Origin of the sequence: Aeromonas sp. DNRA1 (assembly GCF_963888745.1) — a bacterium.
GTDB lineage: Bacteria > Pseudomonadota > Gammaproteobacteria > Enterobacterales > Aeromonadaceae > Aeromonas > Aeromonas hydrophila.
This window is the reverse complement of the sequence record NZ_CAWPKQ010000006.1, coordinates 92,273-115,616: the sequence shown is the minus strand read 5'-3', so window position 1 is coordinate 115,616 and position 23,344 is coordinate 92,273. Positions and strand designations below refer to the sequence as shown.

The 23,344-nt window shown below is 46.9% G+C and carries 20 protein-coding genes; 9 read left to right on the top strand and 11 right to left on the bottom strand.

The annotated features are described in order from the left end of the window. Positions 1 to 52 precede the first annotated feature (52 nt). The 9 genes from yegD to AACQ43_RS18535 all read left to right on the top strand — a co-directional run bounded on the left by yegD (position 53) and on the right by AACQ43_RS18535 (position 9,813). Complete coding sequence (gene yegD / locus AACQ43_RS18575) at positions 53 to 1,432, top strand: molecular chaperone (protein ID WP_168968230.1); 1,380 nt, start codon at positions 53 to 55, stop codon at positions 1,430 to 1,432. 153 nt (positions 1,433 to 1,585) lie between these two features. After that, positions 1,586 to 2,005, top strand: coding sequence for an META domain-containing protein (locus tag AACQ43_RS18570; RefSeq protein ID WP_168968228.1), 420 nt, complete (start codon positions 1,586 to 1,588; stop codon positions 2,003 to 2,005). 70 nt (positions 2,006 to 2,075) lie between these two features. After that, on the top strand, positions 2,076 to 2,924 hold the full coding sequence (locus AACQ43_RS18565) for an HDOD domain-containing protein (protein ID WP_041213562.1): 849 nt from the start codon (positions 2,076 to 2,078) through the stop codon (positions 2,922 to 2,924). 5 nt (positions 2,925 to 2,929) lie between these two features. Then, complete coding sequence (malZ, locus tag AACQ43_RS18560) at positions 2,930 to 4,759, top strand: maltodextrin glucosidase (protein ID WP_168968226.1); 1,830 nt, start codon at positions 2,930 to 2,932, stop codon at positions 4,757 to 4,759. Positions 4,760 to 4,980: 221 nt separating this feature from the next. Continuing rightward, a complete protein-coding gene (gene pseB, locus AACQ43_RS18555; protein ID WP_168968224.1) occupies positions 4,981 to 5,985 on the top strand; it encodes a UDP-N-acetylglucosamine 4,6-dehydratase (inverting) in 1,005 nt (334 codons plus the stop codon). Continuing rightward, on the top strand, positions 5,982 to 7,115 hold the full coding sequence (gene pseC / locus AACQ43_RS18550) for a UDP-4-amino-4,6-dideoxy-N-acetyl-beta-L-altrosamine transaminase (protein ID WP_168968222.1): 1,134 nt from the start codon (positions 5,982 to 5,984) through the stop codon (positions 7,113 to 7,115). The genes pseB and pseC overlap by 4 nt, the downstream gene beginning before the upstream one ends. A 124-nt stretch (positions 7,116 to 7,239) precedes the next feature. Next, positions 7,240 to 8,061: an NAD-dependent epimerase/dehydratase family protein gene (locus AACQ43_RS18545; protein WP_168968220.1), complete on the top strand. Its 822-nt coding sequence runs from the start codon at positions 7,240 to 7,242 to the stop codon at positions 8,059 to 8,061. Then, positions 8,058 to 8,726: a hypothetical protein gene (locus AACQ43_RS18540; RefSeq protein WP_168968218.1), complete on the top strand. Its 669-nt coding sequence runs from the start codon at positions 8,058 to 8,060 to the stop codon at positions 8,724 to 8,726. The genes AACQ43_RS18545 and AACQ43_RS18540 overlap by 4 nt, the downstream gene beginning before the upstream one ends. 4 nt (positions 8,727 to 8,730) lie before the next feature. Beyond that, positions 8,731 to 9,813, top strand: a complete 1,083-nt coding sequence (locus tag AACQ43_RS18535; RefSeq protein WP_168968216.1) for a class I SAM-dependent methyltransferase — start codon at positions 8,731 to 8,733, stop codon at positions 9,811 to 9,813. Here AACQ43_RS18535 and AACQ43_RS18530 read toward each other — a convergent pair. Genes AACQ43_RS18530 through AACQ43_RS18480 form a run of 11 tightly spaced genes read right to left on the bottom strand, consistent with a single transcriptional unit; the run spans position 9,808 to position 23,206 of the window. Further along, positions 9,808 to 11,034 carry a class I SAM-dependent methyltransferase gene (locus AACQ43_RS18530; protein ID WP_168968214.1) on the bottom strand — a complete coding sequence of 409 codons (1,227 nt, stop codon included), beginning with the start codon at positions 11,032 to 11,034 and terminating at the stop codon, positions 9,808 to 9,810. The two genes, AACQ43_RS18535 and AACQ43_RS18530, sit on opposite strands and share 6 nt — an antisense overlap. Continuing rightward, positions 11,031 to 11,594: a dTDP-4-dehydrorhamnose 3,5-epimerase family protein gene (locus AACQ43_RS18525; RefSeq protein ID WP_168968212.1), complete on the bottom strand. Its 564-nt coding sequence runs from the start codon at positions 11,592 to 11,594 to the stop codon at positions 11,031 to 11,033. The genes AACQ43_RS18530 and AACQ43_RS18525 overlap by 4 nt, the downstream gene beginning before the upstream one ends. Further along, on the bottom strand, positions 11,591 to 12,673 hold the full coding sequence (gene rfbG, locus AACQ43_RS18520; protein WP_248281024.1) for a CDP-glucose 4,6-dehydratase: 1,083 nt from the start codon (positions 12,671 to 12,673) through the stop codon (positions 11,591 to 11,593). The genes AACQ43_RS18525 and rfbG overlap by 4 nt, the downstream gene beginning before the upstream one ends. Continuing rightward, positions 12,658 to 13,428 carry a glucose-1-phosphate cytidylyltransferase gene (gene rfbF, locus AACQ43_RS18515; RefSeq protein WP_017409729.1) on the bottom strand — a complete coding sequence of 257 codons (771 nt, stop codon included), beginning with the start codon at positions 13,426 to 13,428 and terminating at the stop codon, positions 12,658 to 12,660. The genes rfbG and rfbF overlap by 16 nt, the downstream gene beginning before the upstream one ends. Before the next feature lie 12 nt (positions 13,429 to 13,440). Then, entirely contained in the window at positions 13,441 to 14,613 is a 1,173-nt protein-coding gene (locus tag AACQ43_RS18510) for a glycosyltransferase family 2 protein (protein WP_080602716.1), read from the bottom strand. A gap of 38 nt (positions 14,614 to 14,651) precedes the next feature. Continuing rightward, positions 14,652 to 15,545, bottom strand: a complete 894-nt coding sequence (locus tag AACQ43_RS18505; RefSeq protein WP_211162604.1) for a methyltransferase domain-containing protein — start codon at positions 15,543 to 15,545, stop codon at positions 14,652 to 14,654. Then, complete coding sequence (locus tag AACQ43_RS18500) at positions 15,542 to 17,419, bottom strand: glycosyltransferase family 9 protein (protein ID WP_168968210.1); 1,878 nt, start codon at positions 17,417 to 17,419, stop codon at positions 15,542 to 15,544. Before AACQ43_RS18500 ends, AACQ43_RS18505 begins: the two co-directional genes overlap by 4 nt. Positions 17,420 to 17,436: 17 nt before the next feature. Continuing rightward, the gene (locus tag AACQ43_RS18495) at positions 17,437 to 18,708 is read right to left on the bottom strand and encodes a glycosyltransferase family 9 protein (RefSeq protein ID WP_164672894.1); all 1,272 of its coding nucleotides are present in this window, start codon (positions 18,706 to 18,708) and stop codon (positions 17,437 to 17,439) included. Positions 18,709 to 18,759: 51 nt separating this feature from the next. Beyond that, complete coding sequence (locus tag AACQ43_RS18490) at positions 18,760 to 21,081, bottom strand: hypothetical protein (protein WP_168968208.1); 2,322 nt, start codon at positions 21,079 to 21,081, stop codon at positions 18,760 to 18,762. Then, entirely contained in the window at positions 21,054 to 22,226 is a 1,173-nt protein-coding gene (gene glf, locus AACQ43_RS18485; RefSeq protein WP_168968206.1) for a UDP-galactopyranose mutase, read from the bottom strand. Before glf ends, AACQ43_RS18490 begins: the two co-directional genes overlap by 28 nt. Further along, entirely contained in the window at positions 22,223 to 23,206 is a 984-nt protein-coding gene (locus AACQ43_RS18480) for a glycosyltransferase family 2 protein (protein WP_168968204.1), read from the bottom strand. The genes glf and AACQ43_RS18480 overlap by 4 nt, the downstream gene beginning before the upstream one ends. Positions 23,207 to 23,344: the final 138 nt, after the last annotated feature.

Sequence of the window (23,344 nt, the reverse complement as noted above, 5' to 3'; positions counted from 1 at the left end):
GGCGCCTTCGGGTAGGCTACCAGCCCTTTTTTGCTCAGGAGTCTGGCTGCCCATGTTTATCGGATTTGATTACGGTACCTCCAACTGTGCCGTCGCCGTGATGGAACAAGGCAGCCCCAGGCTGCTGAACCTGAGCGGTGCCCACTATCTTCCCTCCACCCTGCACGCCCCCCATCGGGATGCCATCGCCGGCCTGCTGGCCGAAGGGCTGGCCCCCGCCCAGCAGAGCGAGTACCTCAAGCTGCGCGGCCCCGTGGTGACCCGGGCCCAGGCGGTACGCCGCCAGATGCGCGAAGAGGGGCTGATCGACGAGCTCAGCTTCGGCGCCGCGGCGCTGGAGCGCTATCTGGAAGAGCCGGACGACGGTTACTACCTCAAGTCGCCAAAATCCTTCCTCGGCGCCTATGGCCTCAAGGCACCGCAGATCGCCCTGTTCGAAGACATCGTCTGCGCCATGATGCTGCACGTGCGGCGCGAGGCGGAGCAGCAGCTCGGCGCGCCGATCCGCCGGGCCGTGGTCGGTCGCCCGGTCAACTTCCAGGGACTGGCGGGGGAAGAGAGCAACCGTCAGGCCATCGCCATCCTGAGCGAGGCGGCCCGCCTCGCCGGGTTCGAACAGGTGGAGTTTCTCTATGAACCGGTAGCGGCGGGCTTCGAATTCGAGGCCCGCCTGACCGAGGATGCGGTGGTGCTGGTGGTGGACATCGGCGGCGGCACCACCGACTGCTCGGTGCTGCGGATGGGCCCGAGTCACCGCGACAGGCTCGATCGCGACGGCGATCTGCTCGGCCACAGCGGCCAGCGCATCGGCGGCAACGACTTCGACATCCGGCTGACGGTGGAGGGCATGATGCCCCTGCTCGGCATGCACGAGACCCTCAAGACCGGCAAGCCGCTCCCCCACCCGCTGTTTTGGGATGCCGCCGCCATCAACGACGTCAGCGCCCAGAGCCGCTTCTACAGTCTGGAGACCGCCCGCCAGCTGCAGGATCTGCAACTCGACAGCCAGCCCAGCAGCAAGCTGGGCCGCCTCGCCAGCCTGCGCGCTCACAAGCTGAGCCACCAGCTGGTGTGGCGTGCCGAGCAGGGCAAGATCGCCCTCTCGACGCAGGAGTCCAATCACCAATCGCTGAGCGAGCTGGAAAAAGGGCTGGAGGCGGAGCTGACCCGCGAACAGCTGGCCAATGCCTCTGCCCTGCTGCTGGAGAAGATTGGCGAGCTGATGGATGAGGCCATCGCCGCCGCCGGCGTGCAGCCGGATCGGGTCTTCATCACCGGCGGCAGCGCTCGCTCCCCGCTGATCCAGGCCTTCATCCGCCAGAAGCTGCCCCAGGTGCCGCTGGAAGGGGGTGATGACTTCGGCTCGGTCGCCTCCGGTCTGGCCCGTTACGCCGAGCGGCTGTTTGGCAACGGTCAACCCACCCCGATCTGACCCAAATGCAGCTAGGCATGGGGGCTGTGTTGCCATTTAACGACACAGGCCCCACCCACAGGGCGACAGAAGCAGTCGGGGGCGCTCCCCCTCGCCCTGCCTGAGGGCGCGCACAGAGGGTATGCTTGTCACTCCCACTACCGGAGCCCTTTCATGCCCAGATTCTTGCTACTGCTGCTCGCCCTGCTTCTGCTCAGCGCCTGCAGCAGTACTCCCCGCTTCGCCTCGCAAGACCTGCAGCACCACCACTGGGTGCTCGACAAGCTGGATGGCCAGCCCGTTGCCGCGCCGCGAGACAACCCACCCGATTTCGAGATAGGTGAGCACTTCACCGTCAACGGCATCGCCGGTTGCAATCGCTACTTCGGTCAGGGCCACCTTGAGGGGAACAAGTTCCGGGTGACCAGTCTGGGCAGCACCGAGATGGCCTGTCTGGCTCCGCTCGATGCGGTGGAGCAGGCAGTACTGACCACCCTCACCGAAGGGGCCACCCTGGACGGCACTACCCAGACCCTGATCCTGCAGGGCAAACGGCATCGTTTGGAATACACCCTGCGCGACTGGGTGCTCTAGGGCTCACAAACCGGCATCACAAACAGGAACATGTGCCCCGCCTGTGGCACAATATGAGGCAGTGCTCGCAATGGAGGCTGCCTCAGCCATGTCGATGGACCGTCTGTTTGACAAGATCAAACAACTCCCCACTATCCCGCAACTGCTTCATGAGTTGATGCAGAGCTTCAGCGATGAAAATGCCCGCATCGACGAGATTGCGGCCAAGATCGCCATGGATCAGGTGATCAGCGTCAAGGTGCTGAGAATGGCCAACTCGGCCGCCCTGCGCCGTGGCAACGAAGTCACTTCCATCGAACAGGCGGTGATCCGCCTCGGTTTCAACCGGCTGCGATCTGTGGTGGTCGCCTCCGGCATCATCGGTAGCTTCAAGGCGCCTCCCAGTTTCGACAAGAACAAGTTCTGGACCGAGACCTTCCAGGTCGCCACCATCGCCAAGACCCTGGCTCAGGAGGCCAAGGTGCTCGACCCCGAAACCGCCTTTACCTGCGCCCTCATCCACAATATCGGCGAACTGCTGATCCAGAGCACCTTGCCGGAAGAGGCGGAGCTCATCAATCTGGCGATCCAGAAAGGGAGCAGCCGGGTCGAGGCCCAACGCGAGATGCTGGGGTACGACTACGCTCAGCTCGGCGCCGAGCTGGCACGGCGCTGGAACCTCTCCGAGGCCTTCGTCGATGCCATCTCCCAGCAGCTGGATCCCCTCTCCCACGACCCGGTCAGCAAGGAGGCAGTGCTGATCCGCCTGGCGGTCTTCATCTCCTTCGCCTGGAACGCGGGAGTGCCGGCCCAGGCCATCATCGCCCGCTTTCCCAAGCCACTGGCCGACCAGCTGGGGCTGGATCCCAAGTCGCTCGCCGGCCAGCTCGAAACCTTGCATGAACAGGGCAATGCCCTCGCCGATCTTCTGACTCAATAAGCATCATGACCCATCCATTTCTGTTTCATCCCCAGGTGGCGCCCTGGTTCAAAGAGAGCGCCGATGCCCTGCAACTGACCCTGTTCAGCGAGCTGGATGCCCCGATCCGCGAGGTGTGGCTGCGCCACGAGCCGGACAACGAGGAGTACCTGATCCCGATGACGGCGGTCTCCACCCGCGACCGGCTGCAGGTATGGCAGGCGACCCTGCCGCTCATCAAGGGGCAGGACATTCACCTCTACTGCTTCAAGTGTCTCACCGATGAGGAGCAGTGGTGGCTGCACGGGGCCGGCGTCAGTGCCGCCATGCCGCCGCGCGAGCAGCATTTTCGCTTCAACAGCCTGCACCAGCCACCGGCCTGGGTGCAGGACCAGGTGTTCTACCAGATCTTCCCCGATCGCTTCTGCAACGGTGATCCGTCGCTCAGCGTCAAACATCACGAGTACGAGTACCGTGGCAAGGCGGTGATCAGCAAGGCGTGGGGCGAGCCGGTCAGCCGCCACGAAGAGGGCCACGGCGCCTGCGAATTCTACGGTGGCGACCTGGCGGGCATCGACGCCAAGCTGCACTACCTGCAATCTCTCGGGGTGACGGCGCTCTATCTCAACCCCATCTTCGATTCGCCGAGCAACCACAAGTACGACACCCAGGACTACTTCAAGGTGGATGCGCATCTGGGTACCAACGCCCAGTTTGCCGAGCTGACCCGCAACCTGCACCAGCGCGGCATGAAGATCATCCTGGATGCGGTGGTCAACCACACCTCCACCGAGCACCCCTGGTTCTGCCCTCCACTGGGTGCCCAGAGCAACCCGGACTCACCGTGGCGCAGCTTCTACACCTTTGACAACGAAGGGGATTATGTCAGCTGGAAGGGCATCCGCAGCCTGCCCAAGCTGGATTTCTCCTGCGAGAAGGTGCAGGACGCCGTCTATCGCGCCGACGATGCCATCCTGCGCTACTGGATGCGCGCCCCCTACCAGATCGACGGCTGGCGCTTTGACGTCATCCACATGCTGGGGGAGCGCGGCACCGCCGAGGGCAACCAAGGCCACGTGCGCGCCATTCGCGGCGCGGTGAAGCAGGAGAACCCGGACGCCTACGTGCTGGGCGAGCACTTCTTCGAGGCAAGCCAGTGGCTGCAGGGAGATCAGGAGGATGGCGCCATGAACTACTACGGCTTCGCCCATCCGATCCGAGCCTTCCTGGCCGGCAAGGATATCGCCTATCACCCCATCAAGATCAGCGCCGAAGAGCTGGATCGCTGGCTCAAGCTGGCGCGAGCCCACATCCCGTTCAAGAACCAGCTGGCCCAGTTCAACCTGCTGGACAGCCACGACACCGCCCGCTTCCTCCACCTGCTGGGGGAAGACAAGCAGCGGATGCGGCTCGCGGCCACCCTGCTGCTCACCTACATCGGCGTGCCGTCCATCTACTACGGCGACGAGGTGGGACTCTCCGGTGGCAACGATCCGGACTGCCGCCGCTGCTTCCCGTGGGAGACCACCGCCTGGGATCACGTGCTGCACGACCACTACCGCCGGTTGATCCAGATCCGCCGGCAACGTCCGGCCCTGCGCCGCGGCGACATCCAGACCCTCTATGCTGGCCCGCACAGCTATGTGTTCGCCCGCACCCTGCAAAGCGATCAGGTGGTGGTAGCCTGCAACCGTCACCCCAGCGAGCCGCGCACCATCAGCCTGCCCCTGTGGCAGACCGCCAGTCCCGCCAGCCGCTTCACCGACGCCTTCAACGGCGACAAGTTCGAAGTGGTGCAGGGCGAGGTACAGCTCACCATCCCCGCCAACTCGGCCAGAGTGTTGCTCTCCAGCTAGGCGTCAAAAAAGCGGAACCTTGTGTTCCGCTTTTTGTTAAAGCCCCCTATATCACATAAAGTTGTTTGAGCTGGGTTGGATTTCTCTATGAATCATCTAGTTAGTTCACTCAGAGTGGAATAAAACTGGCATCATACAAGGCCGCATCAGCCCCTTTTCGGCTAAACTGGCCCAAGGCACATAAATTGCTTGTCACTTGGCATCACTAGCGAGAATCCGTCATGTTCGACAATAAAACCCTATTGATTACCGGCGGCACTGGCTCGTTTGGCAAGATGCTGGTCAAAACAGTGCTGGAACGCTACAAGCCGAAACGGCTGATCATCTACTCCCGCGACGAGCTGAAACAGTTCGAGATGCAGCAGGTCTTCAATGCCCCCTGCATGCGCTATTTCATCGGCGACGTGCGGGACGCCAACCGGCTCACCATGGCGATGCGCGGGGTCGACTATGTGGTGCATGCGGCGGCGCTAAAGCAGGTGCCAGCCGCCGAATACAACCCCATGGAGTGCATCAAGACCAATATCCACGGGGCCGAGAACGTCATTCAGGCCGCCCTGCTCAATCAGGTCAAGAAGGTGATCGCCCTCTCCACCGACAAGGCCGCCAACCCCATCAACCTTTACGGCGCCACCAAACTGGCCTCCGACAAGTTGTTCGTCGCCGCCAACAACATCGCCGGTCAGGATCCGACCCGTTTTGCGGTGGTGCGCTACGGCAACGTGGTGGGCTCGCGCGGTTCTGTGGTGCCCTTCTTCCAGAAACGGATCGATCAGGGCGCCACCACCCTCCCCATCACCCACACCGAGATGACTCGTTTCTGGATCACCCTGCAGCAGGGGGTGGACTTCGTGATGAACAACTTTCCGCGCATGAAGGGGGGCGAAATTTTTGTGCCCAAGCTGCCCTCGGTGCGGATCATCGACCTGGCTACCGCCATGGCCCCTCAGCTGGACCAGGAGATCATCGGCATCCGCCCGGGTGAAAAACTGCATGAAGTGATGTGCCCGTGTGACGACTCCTACCACACTTTCGAGTTCGATGACTTCTTCATCATCGGACCGACCATCAACTTCAACAATCGCAACAATGACTTCTCTGTCACCGCCTCAGGTGAAAAGGGAACCATGGTGGCCCAGGGATTCGAGTACAACTCCCGTGACAACGATGATTTCCTGACGGTTGAACAGCTGAAAGCATTGAATAGCAAGGTGGTAATGGAATGATCCCGTACGGCAGACAGTCGATCAGCGAAGCGGATATCGAAGCCGTGGTCGAAGTATTGAGGTCCGATTTTCTGACCCAAGGGCCAGTGGTGCCCCGCTTCGAGCAGGCAGTGGCGGATTACTGCGGAGCCCGCTTCGGGGTGGCGGTCAACTCAGGTACAGCCGCCCTGCATATCGCCTGTCTGGCGCTGGGTGTCGGCCCGGGTGACTGGGTCTGGACCTCCCCCATCAGCTTTGTCGCCTCGGCCAACTGCGCTCTCTATTGCGGAGCCCAGGTCGATTTCGTCGACATCGAGCCCGATACCGGCAACATGTGCGTCATGGAGCTGGAGCGCAAGCTGGTAGCAGCCAAGGCGCAAGGATGTCTGCCCAAGGTGGTCATCCCGGTACACTTCGCAGGCCTGCCCTGCGACATGCAGGAGATCCATCGCCTGGGACAAGAGTACGGCTTTCGGATCATCGAGGATGCCTGCCACGCTCTCGGCGCCCGCTATCACGGCGAACCCACCGGCAACGGCCGCTACAGCGACATCACCGTCTTCAGCTTCCACCCGGTGAAAATCATCACCACCGGCGAAGGCGGCATGGCGATGACCAATGACCCTGCGCTCGCCAAAACCATGAGCATGTTGCGCAGCCACGGCATCACCCGGGATCCGGCCGACTTCATCAACGAACCGGACGGCCCCTGGTACTACGAGCAGCAAATGCTCGGTTTCAACTACCGGATGACCGACATCCAGGCTGCATTAGGGTTGAGTCAGATGGCTCGACTCGAGGAATTCTTGGTTAAACGACGGAAAATTGCTGCACGTTATCAGGCTGAATTACCACGCCTTGGCTTGGAAGTTTTATCAGACCGTAATAATCGACTCTCAGCTTGGCACCTGTTTGTTATCAAAGTCCAGACGGAAAACCGTAAGACTTGGTTTGAATTACTGAGATCATGTGGGCTTGGTGTAAACTTGCATTACGTACCTATTTACAACCAGCCTTATCATCATCAGGCTGAATGTATGCAGAAAATAGCAAGTATTTTTTCTGCTCAGAGTATATCGTTACCGATCTACCCAGATGTTGAACCATCGATAATAATAAACTCAATTAGTAACATTGAATTTGTAAACTAGATAATATGTAAAAAATATAAATAGATATTAACCTCTGCTGCTGCCTCATCTCTAGATAAAATTCACCCTATAAATAGCTCTCTCAAAATCATTATTTCATTGTAGTAACTTTAAGGAGCCGATAATGAAATCAAAGCAAGTTATAGTTACCGGTGCGACAGGATTTATAGGGCAGCATCTAATACCCCCTCTAATAGAACAGGGATATAGTGTAGTAGCAATCTCCCGAAACGTTAAAAAAGGGCATCAATTCGATTGGTTCGAAAAAGTACAATTTGTTTCAATGGACTATCATGAGGATGATTTCAATTTCACTCCAGAGGAAGGCTCAAGCCTTATTCACCTTGCTTGGCAAGGATTATCAAACTATATGTCGCTTTCTCATTTTGAAGAGGATCTTCCTAAAAGCTACAATTTCATTAAAAGATGCATATCATTGGGTGTTAAAAATGTCCTTATAACAGGAACATGCTATGAATATGGCATGCAACATGGGCAGTTATCAAGTTCGACCAAGACTGCCCCAGTCACTCCATATGGATTAGCAAAAGACTGCCTAAGACTATTCCTAGAAAATTTAAAACTGGAACACCCATTCACTCTACAATGGACTCGACTCTTTTATATATATGGTCATGGACAGAATAATAACTCTATAATTTCTCAACTAGATGCAGCAATTGAGAGAAACGATCCTATATTTTATATGAGCGGAGGAGAACAGCTAAGAGATTACCTACCAGTTGATGTAGCAATCATGCAGATTATGGAGATATTCGGTTCCGATCAAAATGGAATATTTAACATCTGTAGTGGCCAGCCGATTTCAATAAGAAGACTTGTAGAAAAAAGAATATTAGAAAAAGAGTCCAACATTTCTATATCGTTAGGCCACTTCCCATATAGAAGTTATGAACCAATGGCTTTCTGGGGTACCAAAGAATGAAGTTCGACATTAGGGAAATCACAGATAAAATATTAGATGATCTTTCTGAATACATGATCCAACAGTTAAGTTTTCTTTATCCAAGCACATCAATAAATGAAGATAAACTAGCAATCAAAAATAGCTTGCCATTAGCACTTATGAGAATAAAGGAAATAAAGAAAGTCGCCATGCCATATGATGAAAATATATTCTACACATACCATTCTATGGAATATAGTACTTTTCTTTATATCATAGCAAACACTATATACTTGACGAATGGGAGTATAGAACTATGTGATAGGCTTTTTCTCCTTAATAGGTCATTAAATTCAATTGATCTATTTTACAAAAACAATATGCCACCAATATTTATAATTGCCCATGGATTAGGCTGTGTAATAGGCAATGCAGAGTATGGAAATAATCTCATTTTCTTTCAAAATACAACCATTGGTAGAGTTGGAAATGACAGTCCAAAAATAGGAGATAATGTGATAATCTATCCAAACTGCGTTATTACAGGCAAGACTGTTATTGGTTCTAACTGTGTAATATCTGCTGGGACTGTAATACACAACAAAATAGTTCCTGATAATAGTCTCGTTAGATCTTCAGGTAATGAAATAAAATTCTCCACCTTAAAAAGGGATTACTTAGGATATTACTTCAGAGGAAAATAATTATATGTCAAAGAGTATTTTTGTTCCTGCGTTACCAAATAGTCCACTTATGTCAAAAAGTGATGAAGCTTTACATGGAGAGATACATCTTAGATTTAATCCGGAACTAGACTTTATTGAAAATTATGCCTTTGATCCAAAAAAAGCTGCATATGACAATAATTATCAGAACAGTCAAGCCCATTCAGATATATTCAATGCTCATATGAAAGGGATGTTTGGGATTATTAAGAAGTATATCCCCAAAGGAGGTTTAGTTGTAGAGGTTGGATGTGGCAAAGGGGATTTTGTTGAACTAATGGAATCTGATAGCTCATTCTCAGTAATTGGCTATGATGCAACCTATGATGGTGATAATCCTCTTATTGAAAAAAGATATCTATCATTTAACGATAAAATAGATGCTGACTTCGTTATTCTACGCCATGTTCTAGAGCATATTCAAAATCCACACGCCTTTTTGGTTCTTATGCAACATGTCTTCGGACATGTTAAAATATACATAGAAGTGCCTAATTATAGCTGGATTATAGAAAACCAAGCATTCTATGATATAACTTATGAGCATGTGAATTATTTCACACCATATTCTTTAGCATATCTCTTCGATCACCAAATACATAATTCAGGATTGTGCTTTAACAATCAATATCAGTTTTTAATAGCCGACCTTCAATTACTTTCCAATACTTACCAAGAGCAATATCTCAGTAATCAATGGATTGATATAGACTTTTATAAAACATTTCACATGCTCTCAGAAAAAATACTCCACATAGAGAAGAAGATAATAGAGAGTAATAAAATATATATCTGGGGTGCGTCCACCAAGGGTTGTATGTTCCTCGTACACTGCCTTGACCGTTCAAAGATAATAGATAACATTGGATTCGCCATAGACATTAATCCCAAAAAATGGGGGAAGTATCTACCTGGCTCACACGTTCCCATCCAATCAAAGGATGAATTTTTTCATACTGTTAGAGAAGAAGACATCTTGGTGATCGCAAACCCAAATTATAAAGACGAAATTATTTTCGAACTTACTTCACAAAAAATAAACAATCTAATTATAATCACATTATAATATTCTTAGAGAGGGGATTGCTGTGATGAATTTTGTGTTGAACTCTCGGAGATAATCTAATTGATTGATTATTTCATCTGAGATATTCCATGGTAATATCAGTACATAATCAGGAATCGACAAACATAAATCCTCAGGATGAAAAATTGGAATATGACTACCAGGTAAAAATAATCCCTGCTTTGACTTTGCTGCATCATATACACAAGGTAATAAATCCTTTCTAATACCAGCATAATTCAAAAGGGTATTACCTTTAGCTGCTGCACCATATGCAACCACAGTTTTACCTGCATGTTTCTGTAATAATAAAAATCCAAGTAGCTCATTCTTAATATTATTCACTTTCTCCTGAAAATCAGCATAAATATCTTTACTCTGTAAACCAAAATGCTCTTCTTCAGCTAGAACCTTACCAACCTCAGAACTAATACAGCGAGACTCCTCGGCATGACCCGCATATATACGCAAGCTACCTCCATGTGTAGGCAATCTCTCAACATTAAAAACTCTCAAACCTACAGAGTCGAGTATTCTCTTAACTACTTGTAATGAAAGGTAAGAGAAATGCTCATGATAAATAGTATCGAATTGTATTTTATTTAATAACTCCAACACATGAGGAAACTCTAGAGTGATAACTCCATCCCGCCTAAGCAAAATTTTCATACCAAGACAAAAATCATTTATATCGGGGACATGTGCTAGCACATTATTTCCGATTAATAGATCTGCACTTTTATTCTCTGCAACCAGATGACGAGCCAGTTCCGAACCAAAGAAGTGTCTAATTATCGGAATACCTATTTTTTCTGCAGCATCGGCTGTACAGTCCGTTGGCTCAATACCAAAACAAGGTATATCTGCTGCTACAAAATTTTTTAATAAATAACCATCATTAGCGGCTATTTCAACCACTAGACTTTTAGAATCCAAACTTTGCTCAGATATCATTTTTTTGCAATATCTAGCAGCATGTTCTAGCCAACTAACTGATGTACTAGAGAAATACGCATAATCGGCTTTGAATAATGACTTAGCATCAGTGAAGTCTTCTGTTTGAACCAGCCAACACTCATCACATACATGCAAGCGAAGAGGGTATGTTATTTCTGGAGCATTTAGATCATGGGTTTTTAAATACGCATTAGATGGAGGTGTAAAACCCAAATCTAGAAAGGGAAAATATTTCAATTGTTTATTACAATGTCGGCATTTCATGGCACTATAATTCCTTGGAAAGAAATATCTAATAGAGGGCGGATACGATCTCTTTCTGATATTTCAGAAGCAGCTAATGGCCACTTGATGTCAAGCTCAGGGTCAAATGGATTCAGCCCACCCTCAGCTTCAGCACGATATTCTGTAGAATGGCAGTATATCATCTCAACATCATCACATAGAGTCTGGAAGCCATGAGCAAATCCCTCTGGAATTAGTAGTGAATGATGCGTATCAGATGACAACTCTTCAACGTGATAACATAAAAAAGTGGGAGAATTAGCCCGAATATCTATAACCACATCCCATACCCGACCACGGATACAAGTGACTAATTTTTTTTCTGCATATGGTGAATGTTGAAAATGCATCCCTCGCAACGTTCCCTTCAGTAAAGTTCTCGTCATATTCATTTGTATGGCAGAAGAGTCCCACCCTAAAGCGGACATGTCATTTTCACAGAACAGCCTACTAAATTCACCGCGGTGATCAAGAAACACATTTCTTTGTAACAGTAAAACTCCAGGGAGAGGTTGCGCCAAAGTAGTGAACGAGCTCATCTTCCACCCTTTTCAAATAAATCAATTTGCTGTTGACATAACTCTCTAGCTTCACAACCATGATACCAATCTTTATACCATGTCATTGTTTGCTTGATAGCATCTAATAATGACCAGCGTGGTATGACGCCTAACCTAATATTGGCCTTGGTTGTTTCCAATGCCAAATATTCTGCCTCATAAGGCTCGTCACTGCTTCCACACCAAGTTACCTCACCTTTTCCGAATACATTTCTTGCCTCCATAATAACATCCTTAACACTCGCGAGTTCATGGCTATGTGGGCCAAAATTATACGCCCCCGAAAAAGCTGATGATTCATAAAGATGCTTTGCTAAAGTCAAGTATGCCGATATCGGCTCCAAAACATGTTGCCATGGTCGAATAGCCTCCGGGTTTCTGATCAACAGATTCCCACCCCCTTGCCAAGCACGTATAGCATCGGGAATTAAGCGATCCGCTGACCAATCCCCCCCGCCTATAACATTGCCAGCACGAGCAGATGCCAAAACGATTCCTTGTTCTGCCAAGAATGCATCTCTATAACTATTTATGACGAGCTCACAGGCAGCTTTACTAGCGCTATATGGATCATGACCTCCTAGAGTATCAGTCTCACGACAAGGCCATATTGATGATGCATTTGAATATACTTTATCTGTTGTCACCATTACCATACTCTTGACTGAGCTAACTCCACGAACGGCTTCAAGCAAGTGTACAGTTCCCATGATATTTGTTTCGAAAGTATTTACCGGGTTACGATAGCTCTCACGAACTAATGCCTGAGCAGCCAGATGAAATATAATATCGGGCTGAAATAAACGAACCAAAGATGCTAGGCTATATTTATCATTTATATTGCAAATGTGATGTTCACATAGCTCTGATATATTTGCAGCTTCAAATAGATTAGGAGAGGTCAATGGCGCTAAACCCACCCCCATGACAGAGGCCCCTAAATTATGCAGCCATAAAGTCAACCAACTACCTTTAAACCCAGTATGCCCTGTAACAAGGACTCTTTTACCTTTCCAAAAATAAGAATCATGCATTTTATCCATTACCAAACTTTCCATGGAGCTTGATTACTCATCCACAATTCTTCCAATTGATTTTTTTCTCGTAGAGTATCCATTGGTTGCCAGAAACCATGGTGTTCAAAAGAAACCAACTCCTTCATATTAGCTAATTCTATTAAAGGGTCACCTTCCCAGCTACACTGGTCACCATTCAACAACTTGAATACTGCTGGTGAAAGTACGAAAAAACCACCATTGATCAGACCACCATCTCCTCTTGGTTTTTCAGAAAAGCCTGTAACAACCTCCCCATCGCGAGTCAATGCACCATAACGCCCCGGAGGAGAGACAGCAGTAACGGTAGCAATTTTCCCATGAGATTTATGGAAGTCTATTAGCTCCTTAATATTAAGGTTACTGAGGCCATCACCGTAAGTAAAACAAAACTCTGACTCTCCCCTTAAATATTCTTCTACACGCTGTAGCCGCCCTCCAGTTAGAGTATTCTCCCCAGTATCTACTAATGTTACACGCCATGGCTCTACATGATTATGATGAACTTCCATTCTATTATTAAGCATGTCAAATGTCACATCAGACATATGCAAGAAATAATTTGCAAAGTATTCTTTTATTACATACCCTTTGTACCCTAGGCAAATAATAAAATCATTTACGCCATAATGTGAATATATTTTCATTATATGCCATAGAATTGGCTTACCACCAATTTCTATCATTGGTTTTGGACGAAGATGAGACTCCTCACTAATCCTAGTACCCAAGCCTCCAGCAAGAATAACTACTTTCATCCATCCTCCATTCTAGCTATATAGCTGTATAATAGTCACTTGTAATTTCCTCAACTCAGCTTCGCTACTCACCTCATGTGTAATATCAGTAGAAAACTCTTTAGAGGCAATAATGAAGCATGTAAATCCCAGCTCTATTGCATCGCTGACCCGAACAACAGGAACTGAAACGCCATCAAAGACCAATTCTTGACCAGACAGAGCCTTATCTGTAAATAATGATGCGGTTATACCATGGTCACTCATGCAATTATAAAGGCGACAACCTATATCACCAGCCCCACAGATGACAAATTTAGGCTGTATATCTTTATCATCCAACCTTATAACTTCAATAATTTGTGCTAGACGTTTGTCCCATTTGTCATGATTTAGCTGTGCTTTGAAACCTTTAATATTAAACTTTATCAGTTTATACAATAAATTGATCCATTCTATAACCCCTGCATCATTGACAATATTTATTGCTTTACGAGATGTCTTATGAAATGGGATGAAATAATCTAGCCAATTTTTTCTATAAAAAGCAAAAAGATTTCGTTTAGCACTTATTCCAAATGGACCAAATTTTACCCAACCTTGATTTGAACGATTTAATTTCCCTAATGAGGCAAGATGCATAACCAGCGTCCAATCATCACCATGGAAACCCTGCTGATATATTTCTGGCCATTTGATAACACTGGATCTTCTATGAAGTCCATAGAAATGGGAGTTAGCATGCCAACATGAAAAAAACTTCAACATTCGCAATGCAACTCTATCTTGATCAAGCATCCAATCCCCCATCATTTCATCAGGTACTTTCTTCCCATCAAAAATTGTAGGGGATGTAGAGGAGACATATGAAGGATTATTATCTAAAAAATTGACGTGAATAGCTAAAAAATCAGGAGATCGTATATCATCAACAGCGGCCCACATAAAATATTCTCCGATAGATTTCTCCATCAGAAATTTAAAGTTGAATGCAGTCCCCATATTTTCTTGATGTCTAATATATGTTACTCGCTTATCGTGAGACTCATACTCTCGACAGATTTGCTCAGTCTTATCATTTGATGCATTATCTGATATGATCAGTTCAAAATCAGTGAATGTTTGTTCAAGCATTGCATTGAGACACTGTCTAATGATCTTTTCACCATTATAAACAGGTACGCCAATAGTAACCTTTGGTTTCATTTTAGTCGTCTTATAAAAGTACTATCTAGATAAAATATTTAAACAGTATAAATTCGCAAATCACTGACTTCGTTATTAAACTTACTACGAATCTCTGACTCTATTTCATCCTTGTATACGTATGAAGCAATAATAAAAACATTACAACCATTGTCCACTGCGACATCAATAGATACTACATCAATATATTTGTCAACATATATAGAAGTTATATTTTTATCTGTAACATAGTCGAATTTTATATCTGCACTCTTAAGACTATTTATAACCTCCACTCCTACTTCTCCAGCCCCACATATTGCTACCGAGCCATTGTCACTATGACGCAACTGAGCAATAAGATCTGGAAACCCAATTGAAAGTAGAGGTGCATTGGCTAACTTTTCTATTACAATTTCAATCTCATAGCATCCTTTAGCATGCTCTGCATTAGATATAGAGTAATCAAATCCAGTATCATTCTCTTGTAAACTACGGATTCTATACGTATTTATATCTAATGCACTCTCAATATCAGCTATCAACTTTGCCGATGTATAAAACCGTAGATGTTCGCGGTTCCAGCGTGAAGGTAATGTCATTTTCCTTTCATAAAGAAATTGATGAGGAACAGTGATTATCAGATAACCCCCTATCTTAACCACCCGAAACCACTCCTTTAACGCCAATACCGGATCATCAACATGCTCAAGGCAATGACTGGAATGCACGGCATCTTGGCTAGATGTAGGAAAGGGTAATGTTAGGCCATCATAACCCGGAAAACCAATGTCGATAATAGTCGCATTGGGAACAACTGCAGGCCCTCTCCCCCCTCCAATATCAAGAATATGCCGTCCAGATAAATATTTTTTATAAAAACCCATTTTAAGACGCTCAGCATGGGTCTTGGATGGCTCTCCACCTGGAAGGAAGGTATTATCCATATTCATTGGTTATTACTCCTAAGATATTCAAAAAAAGTCAATACTTTCCGTATAACAGAGTCAACATTTATTAGGCTGATACAATGTACATCACTTGCTTGGCAACAATCAGAGCAACCATCTAAACCATATTCAGGTTGAATGCTGATGAATGGTACACCCCATGGGCCAAAGCGTTTAGGAGAGTTAGCATGCCAGATATAACCGCCTATAGGGTGCTTTGATATTTCTACCACAGGAGTTTTCGCTGCAGCAGAAATATGCATAAGACCACTGTCATTACCAATATATAACTCTGACTCAGAGATTATTTTTGCAGACTCAAATAAAGACAAGCTACCGACTAGATTAATAGAGTTTGTTGTTTCCTCAACATAGATAGCATCATCAACAACATCTTTACCCCCAAGCAAAAGGAACTCATAGGTCGGATAGTAATGGCTGAGCTTATTTATAAGTTTAGAATAGGACTCTTTTGGCCAACGTCGTTCTGGTGAGGCTGCCCCTAAGCCAATTACAAATCGCTGCTGTCTTGAGGCGTTCTGTTTAACAAAAGGAAGTTTTAGGCAGCTAAATTTTTTGCTTTCTAATCCTAGCTGCTCGATAAACCAAAGCATTCTTGCCGTCTCATGCACCTCAAAAGGAGGAGAAAGACAATCTGTCAACATTTGGTCATATAACAGATTGTATCTGTGACAAAATGGTTCACTTTGAAATCCTATGCGGACAGGTATATTAAGTAATACCGCAAGAAAGCGTGATACGTTAGTATCAATACAATATCTTGGGAATAATGCTATATCACAGTTAGGCAAATTGTTTTTTATTCTGTCTAGGTCTTCAGCTAAGACATGGCCATGTTCATGATTGAAACGAGAACGCTTGTGCTCAGTTGGTAAATAGACGATGCCAGAATAGCGATCGTCATGCTCAAAGATAGACCTCATTGCCTCAGTTGTAACAAGAAACACATTCCTCGCACCGCTACTTAGCACGGACTCAAAAAAAGGTGTAGTAGTGATGACATCACCAATACATTCAACTTTAAAGATGACAACATTCTTTCCTCTCAAGTCACGTATTATAGGGGCAGGAATAACTTGTGAGAAATTCCCCATATTTAAAATCATAGCTGTCATTATCGATAAGTAGCTATCGATTTCGTCTTTTTGCTCCAGAGATAAGTTACCACTTATTTTATAACTATTTATCATGTTCAATAGTGGTTGTGGGCTACTTATCATTTTAGAAAGCATCTGCTCAAACTTTTCAAAAAGATAAGCGACTAGAATTCGATTCTTTGAAACATGTATACCAGAGATTTGCCAAGGGTTAGGAAATACACTTTTTGGCTGTCGCATTACATAAATTTGCATACTACCTTCAATCGCCTGTAAGGCAACCAAATGAGCCAGCCATCTATTATTTGATTCAACAATAGATTCAATATAAAAATGGGCAAATCGTCCTGGAATAACTGCACTCGCCAGATAATTATCTGGCGTATCATAGTCATCTATTGAATATAACTTCCTTTTATCATAGCGTATCGATCCTGGATGGAAAATACCTATAGTATTTGGCATATTACTTAAGGCTTCCAACTCACTGTCTTGTGGCAAGACAATAGCTCCATCATCTGAACATACAATTATGAAATCATAACTCTCGGCTGCTATTAATAAATCCCTACTCAGATTATCAATGCTACATACCTGGCACCTAGTATTAAACTCATGATAAAGAAAATCGGATATGTAACTTTCTAATCCTGTCGGCGTTATCCAGTAATCCCATTCGCGAGGCCAAGTCGATAAAAGCTGATCGATGACATGAGGTTTATTATATGAACAATTAAGGATTATTAAATATGAGCCCATATTATTCCGCCTTACAATTAAGTAATTATAGACTCGGTAGGGAGAAGAGATTTAACACCATCAATGATCCTCATGACGACATCAGGCTGTCCAGCTGATACACGAACATGCTCCCACTCAGGATAATCAAGATGCCAGTTCTCTCCATCGGAAGGCACCCATACCACGCTCTTGATACCATAGCCTGCAGCTATATGAGCACTAGCTGAACGAGGGGTGAGAACTAATGCTGCATGGCGAATGATACTCAACATTGTGATTTCATCACCAAGATAGGATGAATCGGCACCTAGATGATTATTTTTATCTTTACAACCTATTTCAACCTCATCACTTATATTAGCTCTGGCATTTACGGGTATATATGAACCTGTGAGCACTACAGGAAGTGGACAATGCTGAATAATATTTCGAAGTTGAGCAGGAGTAAGATTTGGTTGTGCCCAATTTGCAGTAGGCTGTAAAGCAATATATTTCCCTGAAACCAGCCCCGGTAATAGTGGCATGTCCGGCAAGTCTATTTTTGGTAGCTCATCAAAGTCCATACCTAAACCAAGGTAATATGAACCAAGATAATTTCCAGCTGGTGATGACTCTTTCTCTCGATGAAAAAGAGCATAATTTTCTGGTAATGGGTAAGCACCCGAACCTAGATGAATAAGATGATCATTGTATGCGCGAACGATACTTGATAATGAATTATAGTAGACAGTGAGATTTGGATTCCTTCTTGCAAACTCTCTAGCAGCACTCAGAGCACATATCCTATCACCTAACCCCCACCCCGTCTCAACGATCACTTCCAATTTCATATTAACAACTGGATTGATATAATCAGGAACGTTAATACAACCAGGGCGTAGTTTGGCAATGTTTAGACAGTCTAACTCTTTTGATAACTCTTTTCTAAATACCCGATGAGAATATCCAGAACAAAGGTCTATTACCAAGAAATCATGTGGAGCAGACGTAAGTTCTAGAGTAATTTCACGATGATATTTAGTATTTGCCACTATAACTAAATCAGGTTTTATATCTTCCAATTCATCGTAGCTAAAAACTTGTAATCCATTACCAAACTTACCATGTTTTGCGCCGCTTTTATCTAAAGCCCCCAATACTTCAAAGCCAATAAAAAAGCCTCTATATACAAGATTAAAAACCAGTTCACAATGTGGAGCGAAAATGACTTTCTTATTCTGCCATTGAAACGGTTCAACTTGATCATGGTAGTTTTTCGAAACAATGGCTGGTAAAGGAGATAAGTATGTTTGTAACGTAAACGCCATGGGACCTCACATACCAACTAAAATTTACGATCAGAGCTTTTAATACTGTTGTTAAATCCTTATGGATAAATATGAAAATACACGAAAATCTTCACTGGCAGTGTATTCACTTTTTATATAAGACACGATTTCGTATGCATATGCTCGTGATGCAACCACAAAGCACTTTATATTTTGTAACTTTGCTTTTTCCAGTGTGATTACATCATGACCAGCAAGTTTGAAATTCGTTGTTATAGCCCTTCTATCAATTACACAGTTGATTCTGATACCATGGTTAACCAACAATTTATACACCGAAGACCCTAACTCACCGGCCCCATAAAGTGCTGTTTCTTTAATGCCGTGTTGCTGCAACTGTTGCAATAGATAAGGACCAACCTTCTCATCATCCTGACTAGACATCATTTCACCAATACTCTGAAGCTGACCAGGAAATGCAAGTGCTACCACACCAGGATACCACCAGCACTTACGTACAAGAGGAAATACCCCTTCACGCCCAATGTCAAACGCTCTAACACCACTATTGGTGATACTTAACAAGCCACTCACGTGTGCATCATCGATTAGGAACGCGTATTGGCCACCACTCAGAGGGACAGGCAAGGACTTCAGCATAGTCGCCTCCAACCAAGTCGGGTACTGCACTAACCGATAAAGTATCCCAAATAAATATTTACGTTCTAAAACATTTATACCATTTGATAACCAGTTATTATTTTTAGCTAAATGAGAGAATAATAACACAGCATCATGGAAACGCTCAAAATCCCTCCTCAGACCGACCTTAAATACTGGCTTTCTCACTGCAATCGGCAATATTTTTTCATTTTTAAATTTATAAGAACGCGTTGATGATAATAACCCATTCAGCAAAATTTCAGACAACTCAGGTGAATTCGCTATTACATCTGACCATGGTGAAGACGAACCAGGCTGAAACACATTTAGATGCTGAGACAATGAAAACTTCAATGCTCGCCTGCTGCTATAAAACATGAAATAATTTACATGATCAAGCGTAGCTATATTACATAAGTTGAATAGCAAGCTGCCACCACACCCCCAATCTAGAATTGCAGTTTCGGATGAGTTATCGACGCCTTGTTGTTCAAGATAGGCCTGTAACCATACGCGCTGTTGTTGAAGATGATTCTCGATATCTATCTGCTTATATATGATCCAAGAATAAATATCAGACCATAGCGGTAATTCAATCAATTCTGCTAGAGTTTGGCTAATTATTGTAAGCCACTTTTTAGGAGCATCCAACCCAACGTCTTCAAATAGTTCACCAAGAGTATATCCACGGCGTTGAGCTAATGTGTGAAGTATCTCTGGCGACCATTTATTCTGTGATGGTAAAAAACTAGAACGTCGTGAAACAGCTAGCGTTTTGACAACCAAGTTGTGACCGGGTACTAATTTAATTAAATTGGAAATTATCTCACCTTCACGGAGCAAACAGAATATTTTTTGAACGCCTAGTTGCTGACAGCGTATAACAACCCATCTCGCGAATGAAAATAATACCGGTCCATAGATTAATCCACCCAGGCGTGAAAATAGCGAATTATCCTTAGTATTCCATATCCATAGCTTTCTGAGATATTCTAACTCATGGATCTGCAATGAACATAATCGTTGCTCATATCTAATTTGAGAAACATAGTCGTCGCCTAATGAGGAATGAAAATACCGTACCCCTGCAGCAATAGCCATCTGCTCATCTGCAATCTTGTCATCACCAATGTGCAATATGGAATCTGCAGGGACTAACAGATGGTTCATGATATAAGGAAAAATATCTCCTCTACGTTTACTTAAGCCACGCTCACCAGAAACATAAATGGCCGAGATAGATAATTCAGGTTCATTTTCATGAAAGAACCGTAGAATTAATTCCGACTGCAAATACATATCAGATACAAGAATAAGCTCTCTATCGGGGTCCACGTACTGCAGTAACAACGCAATTAGAGAGCGATTCAAACGCCAATTTTTATATTCAAGGTCATTTTCTAACGCGAGCAATTTATCTGATGCAGCACTAGGCCAGCAAGCATAAATATCTGCCAGCATCACCTCTTGATGATGATAGCGTTTCATACTAACTTCTCTTGCTCTCTCTTCGGCCGCTTTGCGAAGAGCAACAAACGTCCAAAGATCATCATCAGGCCATAGTCCTTGTTGATGTGCTTGTCTTGCAAGAGATAGCCAGAATTGTTCGGGAGTCCCTGCAGCCCTGAAAATAAGAGTATCAAAGACATCACATGATATAATAGCAAGCCCTGGATGCTTCAAACATACTTCGAGCTCTCTCAAAAGCTCAGACTCTGTTGTCACCGGCATATCTCCAAACGTAGACATATTTTTTCGTAACAATACAGTGCATTCATAGCCGCATCATCCATATCAAAATAGCGGTATTCGGCAAGGCGCCCCAGGGCGATCAGTTGCGGGAACTGGACCAACTCATCACGGCACGCTTGATAATGCTGTTTGGCTGCATCGGTAAATAGTGGATAGTAAGGCTCGAGCCCCTGTTCCGGCTGATAGTCACAGGGATATTCGTAAACGATGCTAGTACCGGGATGTGCCTGCCCGCTGAAATGCTTGAACTCGGTGATCCGCGTGAAGGCTTCTTCATTTGGATAATTGACGGTGGTAACCGGTTGAAATTGTTCCTGCGCCAGATGGCGATGCTCAAAACGCAGTGAACGGTATGGCAGGTAATTCCCCTCTGCCGGCAGCAGATGATCCAGCATTCCGGTATAGACCAAGGGGCCATCAAATTGCTCGCCATCCAGCAACACCCGCTTCTGCTGCCATTCCAGCCTGACATGCTGTGCCATGGGAGTCGACAGCCTCACTTCAATCAGCGGGTGAGCAAGCATGCGCTCAAACATGGCTGTATAGCCTGCGGCCGGCACCGCCTGCCAGGGGTCGGTGAAGTAGCGATCATCCCGACTGACCACCACGGGTACCCGCGCCGTCACCTCGGGGGAGATCTGCTCGGGCGGTACTCCCCACTGTTTGCTGGTGTAGTTGACGAACGCCTTCTGATAGATGAAATCTGCCAGTTCGCCCAGCAGGGGATCCTGCTCCTTACGCAGCTCCAGAATCGGCACTCTGGCGCCATCCCCGAACCGGATGCGCAGGGCCTCAATCATGGCGCCGGCCTTGTCGGCGGGGAAACAGCGCTCAATACTGGTCAGGTTGAACGGGATAGGCACCAGTTGCCCATCGATGCGTGACAGCACGCGATGCTCGTAAGGCAACCATTCAGTAAACTGCGACAGGTAATCCCACACCTCCTTGCTGTCGGTATGAAAGAGGTGCGGCCCATAGCGATGGATCAGCACACCATGCTCGTCATACTCGTCGAAGCAGTTGCCCCCGATGTGATCGCGCTGTTCCAGCACCAACACCTTCCAGCCAAGCTGGCTGGCCATGCGTTCAGCCATGACTGCGCCCGAAAGCCCGGCGCCAATGACGATTGCCTGATAACTCACGCCGCTTCTCCAAACAGTTGTTGCACGACCCGGGCGGGATGGGCCCGCTGCGCCCACGCCAGCTGATGCCGCTCGTCGAAGAACCAGCCAGGGGCCAACTCCGCAACCTCTACCACCGACTGCTCGATGAGCTGCGTGAAGCGGGCGACGTCATCCTGCCGCAAAAAGTAGAGCGCGGCAGAGTAGTAGTGATGGGCACGCCCCTGGGCAATGATCACGGGATCAGCTCCGAATGCAGCCGCATTGTCACAGGCGCGCAGCATGTCGCGCAGCGACTGTTCACGCCGTTCTGCCGACTTGCGGGTCTGCCCGCCGAAGCTCTGGGTATGGAAGCGATAACGCCCCAGCAGCTCGGGGACGAAGTCCAGGGTGCCGGGGTTGAGGGAGAGATTCAGGATGTGCCAGGGGTAATCGAGAATGATCTTGCACCCTTCATCGACGGCCTCAGCCATGCCGTCATAGCGGCGGAACATGACGGAGCTGGCATTGACGAAGACCCCGAAGCGGATCAACGCCTCCCGCGTCATCACGGGTTCGAGGTAACGAGCGTTGTAGTAATCACGGGTGAAGAGCTTGATGCGCGCATCAGTCTCATCATCAAACATCTCCGCCTCGTGATAGCAAAGCGTGCAGCCGGGGTGCGCATCCAGATAGTCGGCCTGGCACTGCAGCTTGCCCGGCAAGGCCAGATCGTCGCCATCCACATAGGCAAGGTAGGCCCCTTTTGCTTCGCCAAGCAGCCGCTTCTGGGTTCTGGCCAGCCCCATGTTCTGTTCGTTTTGCAAGGCCCGCAGGGTCGGCCACTGCCGTGCCAGCCGCTGCATGATGGACCAGGAGTCATCACTCGAGCCGTCATCGATGGCGATCACCTCGAACTCGAAATCCGTCTGCTGCTCGAGCAGGCTGAGCAGGCAGGGTTCGATGAAGCGCGCCAGATTGTAGACGGGCACCAATACGCTGACTTTCATAGGGAAATCCAAGGGAAAATGAATAGAAAAGAAGCGGATGGGAGAAAATGGGCAAGGCTACCGCACGGTCCCTGTCAACCCTTCTCCCTCTCTGTCAGGTTTTACTGCAAGAGGTATGCCTGACCAAGCTAATCCATTGAAGCTGCTGGA

Coding starts and splice junctions, on each gene's coding strand:
- yegD (WP_168968230.1), top strand. CDS start 53: ATGTTTATCGGATTTGATTACGGTACCTCCAACTGTGCCGTCGCCGTG.
- AACQ43_RS18570 (WP_168968228.1), top strand. CDS start 1,586: ATGCCCAGATTCTTGCTACTGCTGCTCGCCCTGCTTCTGCTCAGCGCC.
- AACQ43_RS18565 (WP_041213562.1), top strand. CDS start 2,076: ATGGAGGCTGCCTCAGCCATGTCGATGGACCGTCTGTTTGACAAGATC.
- malZ (WP_168968226.1), top strand. CDS start 2,930: ATGACCCATCCATTTCTGTTTCATCCCCAGGTGGCGCCCTGGTTCAAA.
- pseB (WP_168968224.1), top strand. CDS start 4,981: ATGTTCGACAATAAAACCCTATTGATTACCGGCGGCACTGGCTCGTTT.
- pseC (WP_168968222.1), top strand. CDS start 5,982: ATGATCCCGTACGGCAGACAGTCGATCAGCGAAGCGGATATCGAAGCC.
- AACQ43_RS18545 (WP_168968220.1), top strand. CDS start 7,240: ATGAAATCAAAGCAAGTTATAGTTACCGGTGCGACAGGATTTATAGGG.
- AACQ43_RS18540 (WP_168968218.1), top strand. CDS start 8,058: ATGAAGTTCGACATTAGGGAAATCACAGATAAAATATTAGATGATCTT.
- AACQ43_RS18535 (WP_168968216.1), top strand. CDS start 8,731: ATGTCAAAGAGTATTTTTGTTCCTGCGTTACCAAATAGTCCACTTATG.
- AACQ43_RS18530 (WP_168968214.1), bottom strand. CDS start 11,034: ATGAAATGCCGACATTGTAATAAACAATTGAAATATTTTCCCTTTCTA.
- AACQ43_RS18525 (WP_168968212.1), bottom strand. CDS start 11,594: ATGAGCTCGTTCACTACTTTGGCGCAACCTCTCCCTGGAGTTTTACTG.
- rfbG (WP_248281024.1), bottom strand. CDS start 12,673: ATGGAAAGTTTGGTAATGGATAAAATGCATGATTCTTATTTTTGGAAA.
- rfbF (WP_017409729.1), bottom strand. CDS start 13,428: ATGAAAGTAGTTATTCTTGCTGGAGGCTTGGGTACTAGGATTAGTGAG.
- AACQ43_RS18510 (WP_080602716.1), bottom strand. CDS start 14,613: ATGAAACCAAAGGTTACTATTGGCGTACCTGTTTATAATGGTGAAAAG.
- AACQ43_RS18505 (WP_211162604.1), bottom strand. CDS start 15,545: ATGAATATGGATAATACCTTCCTTCCAGGTGGAGAGCCATCCAAGACC.
- AACQ43_RS18500 (WP_168968210.1), bottom strand. CDS start 17,419: ATGGGCTCATATTTAATAATCCTTAATTGTTCATATAATAAACCTCAT.
- AACQ43_RS18495 (WP_164672894.1), bottom strand. CDS start 18,708: ATGGCGTTTACGTTACAAACATACTTATCTCCTTTACCAGCCATTGTT.
- AACQ43_RS18490 (WP_168968208.1), bottom strand. CDS start 21,081: ATGTCTACGTTTGGAGATATGCCGGTGACAACAGAGTCTGAGCTTTTG.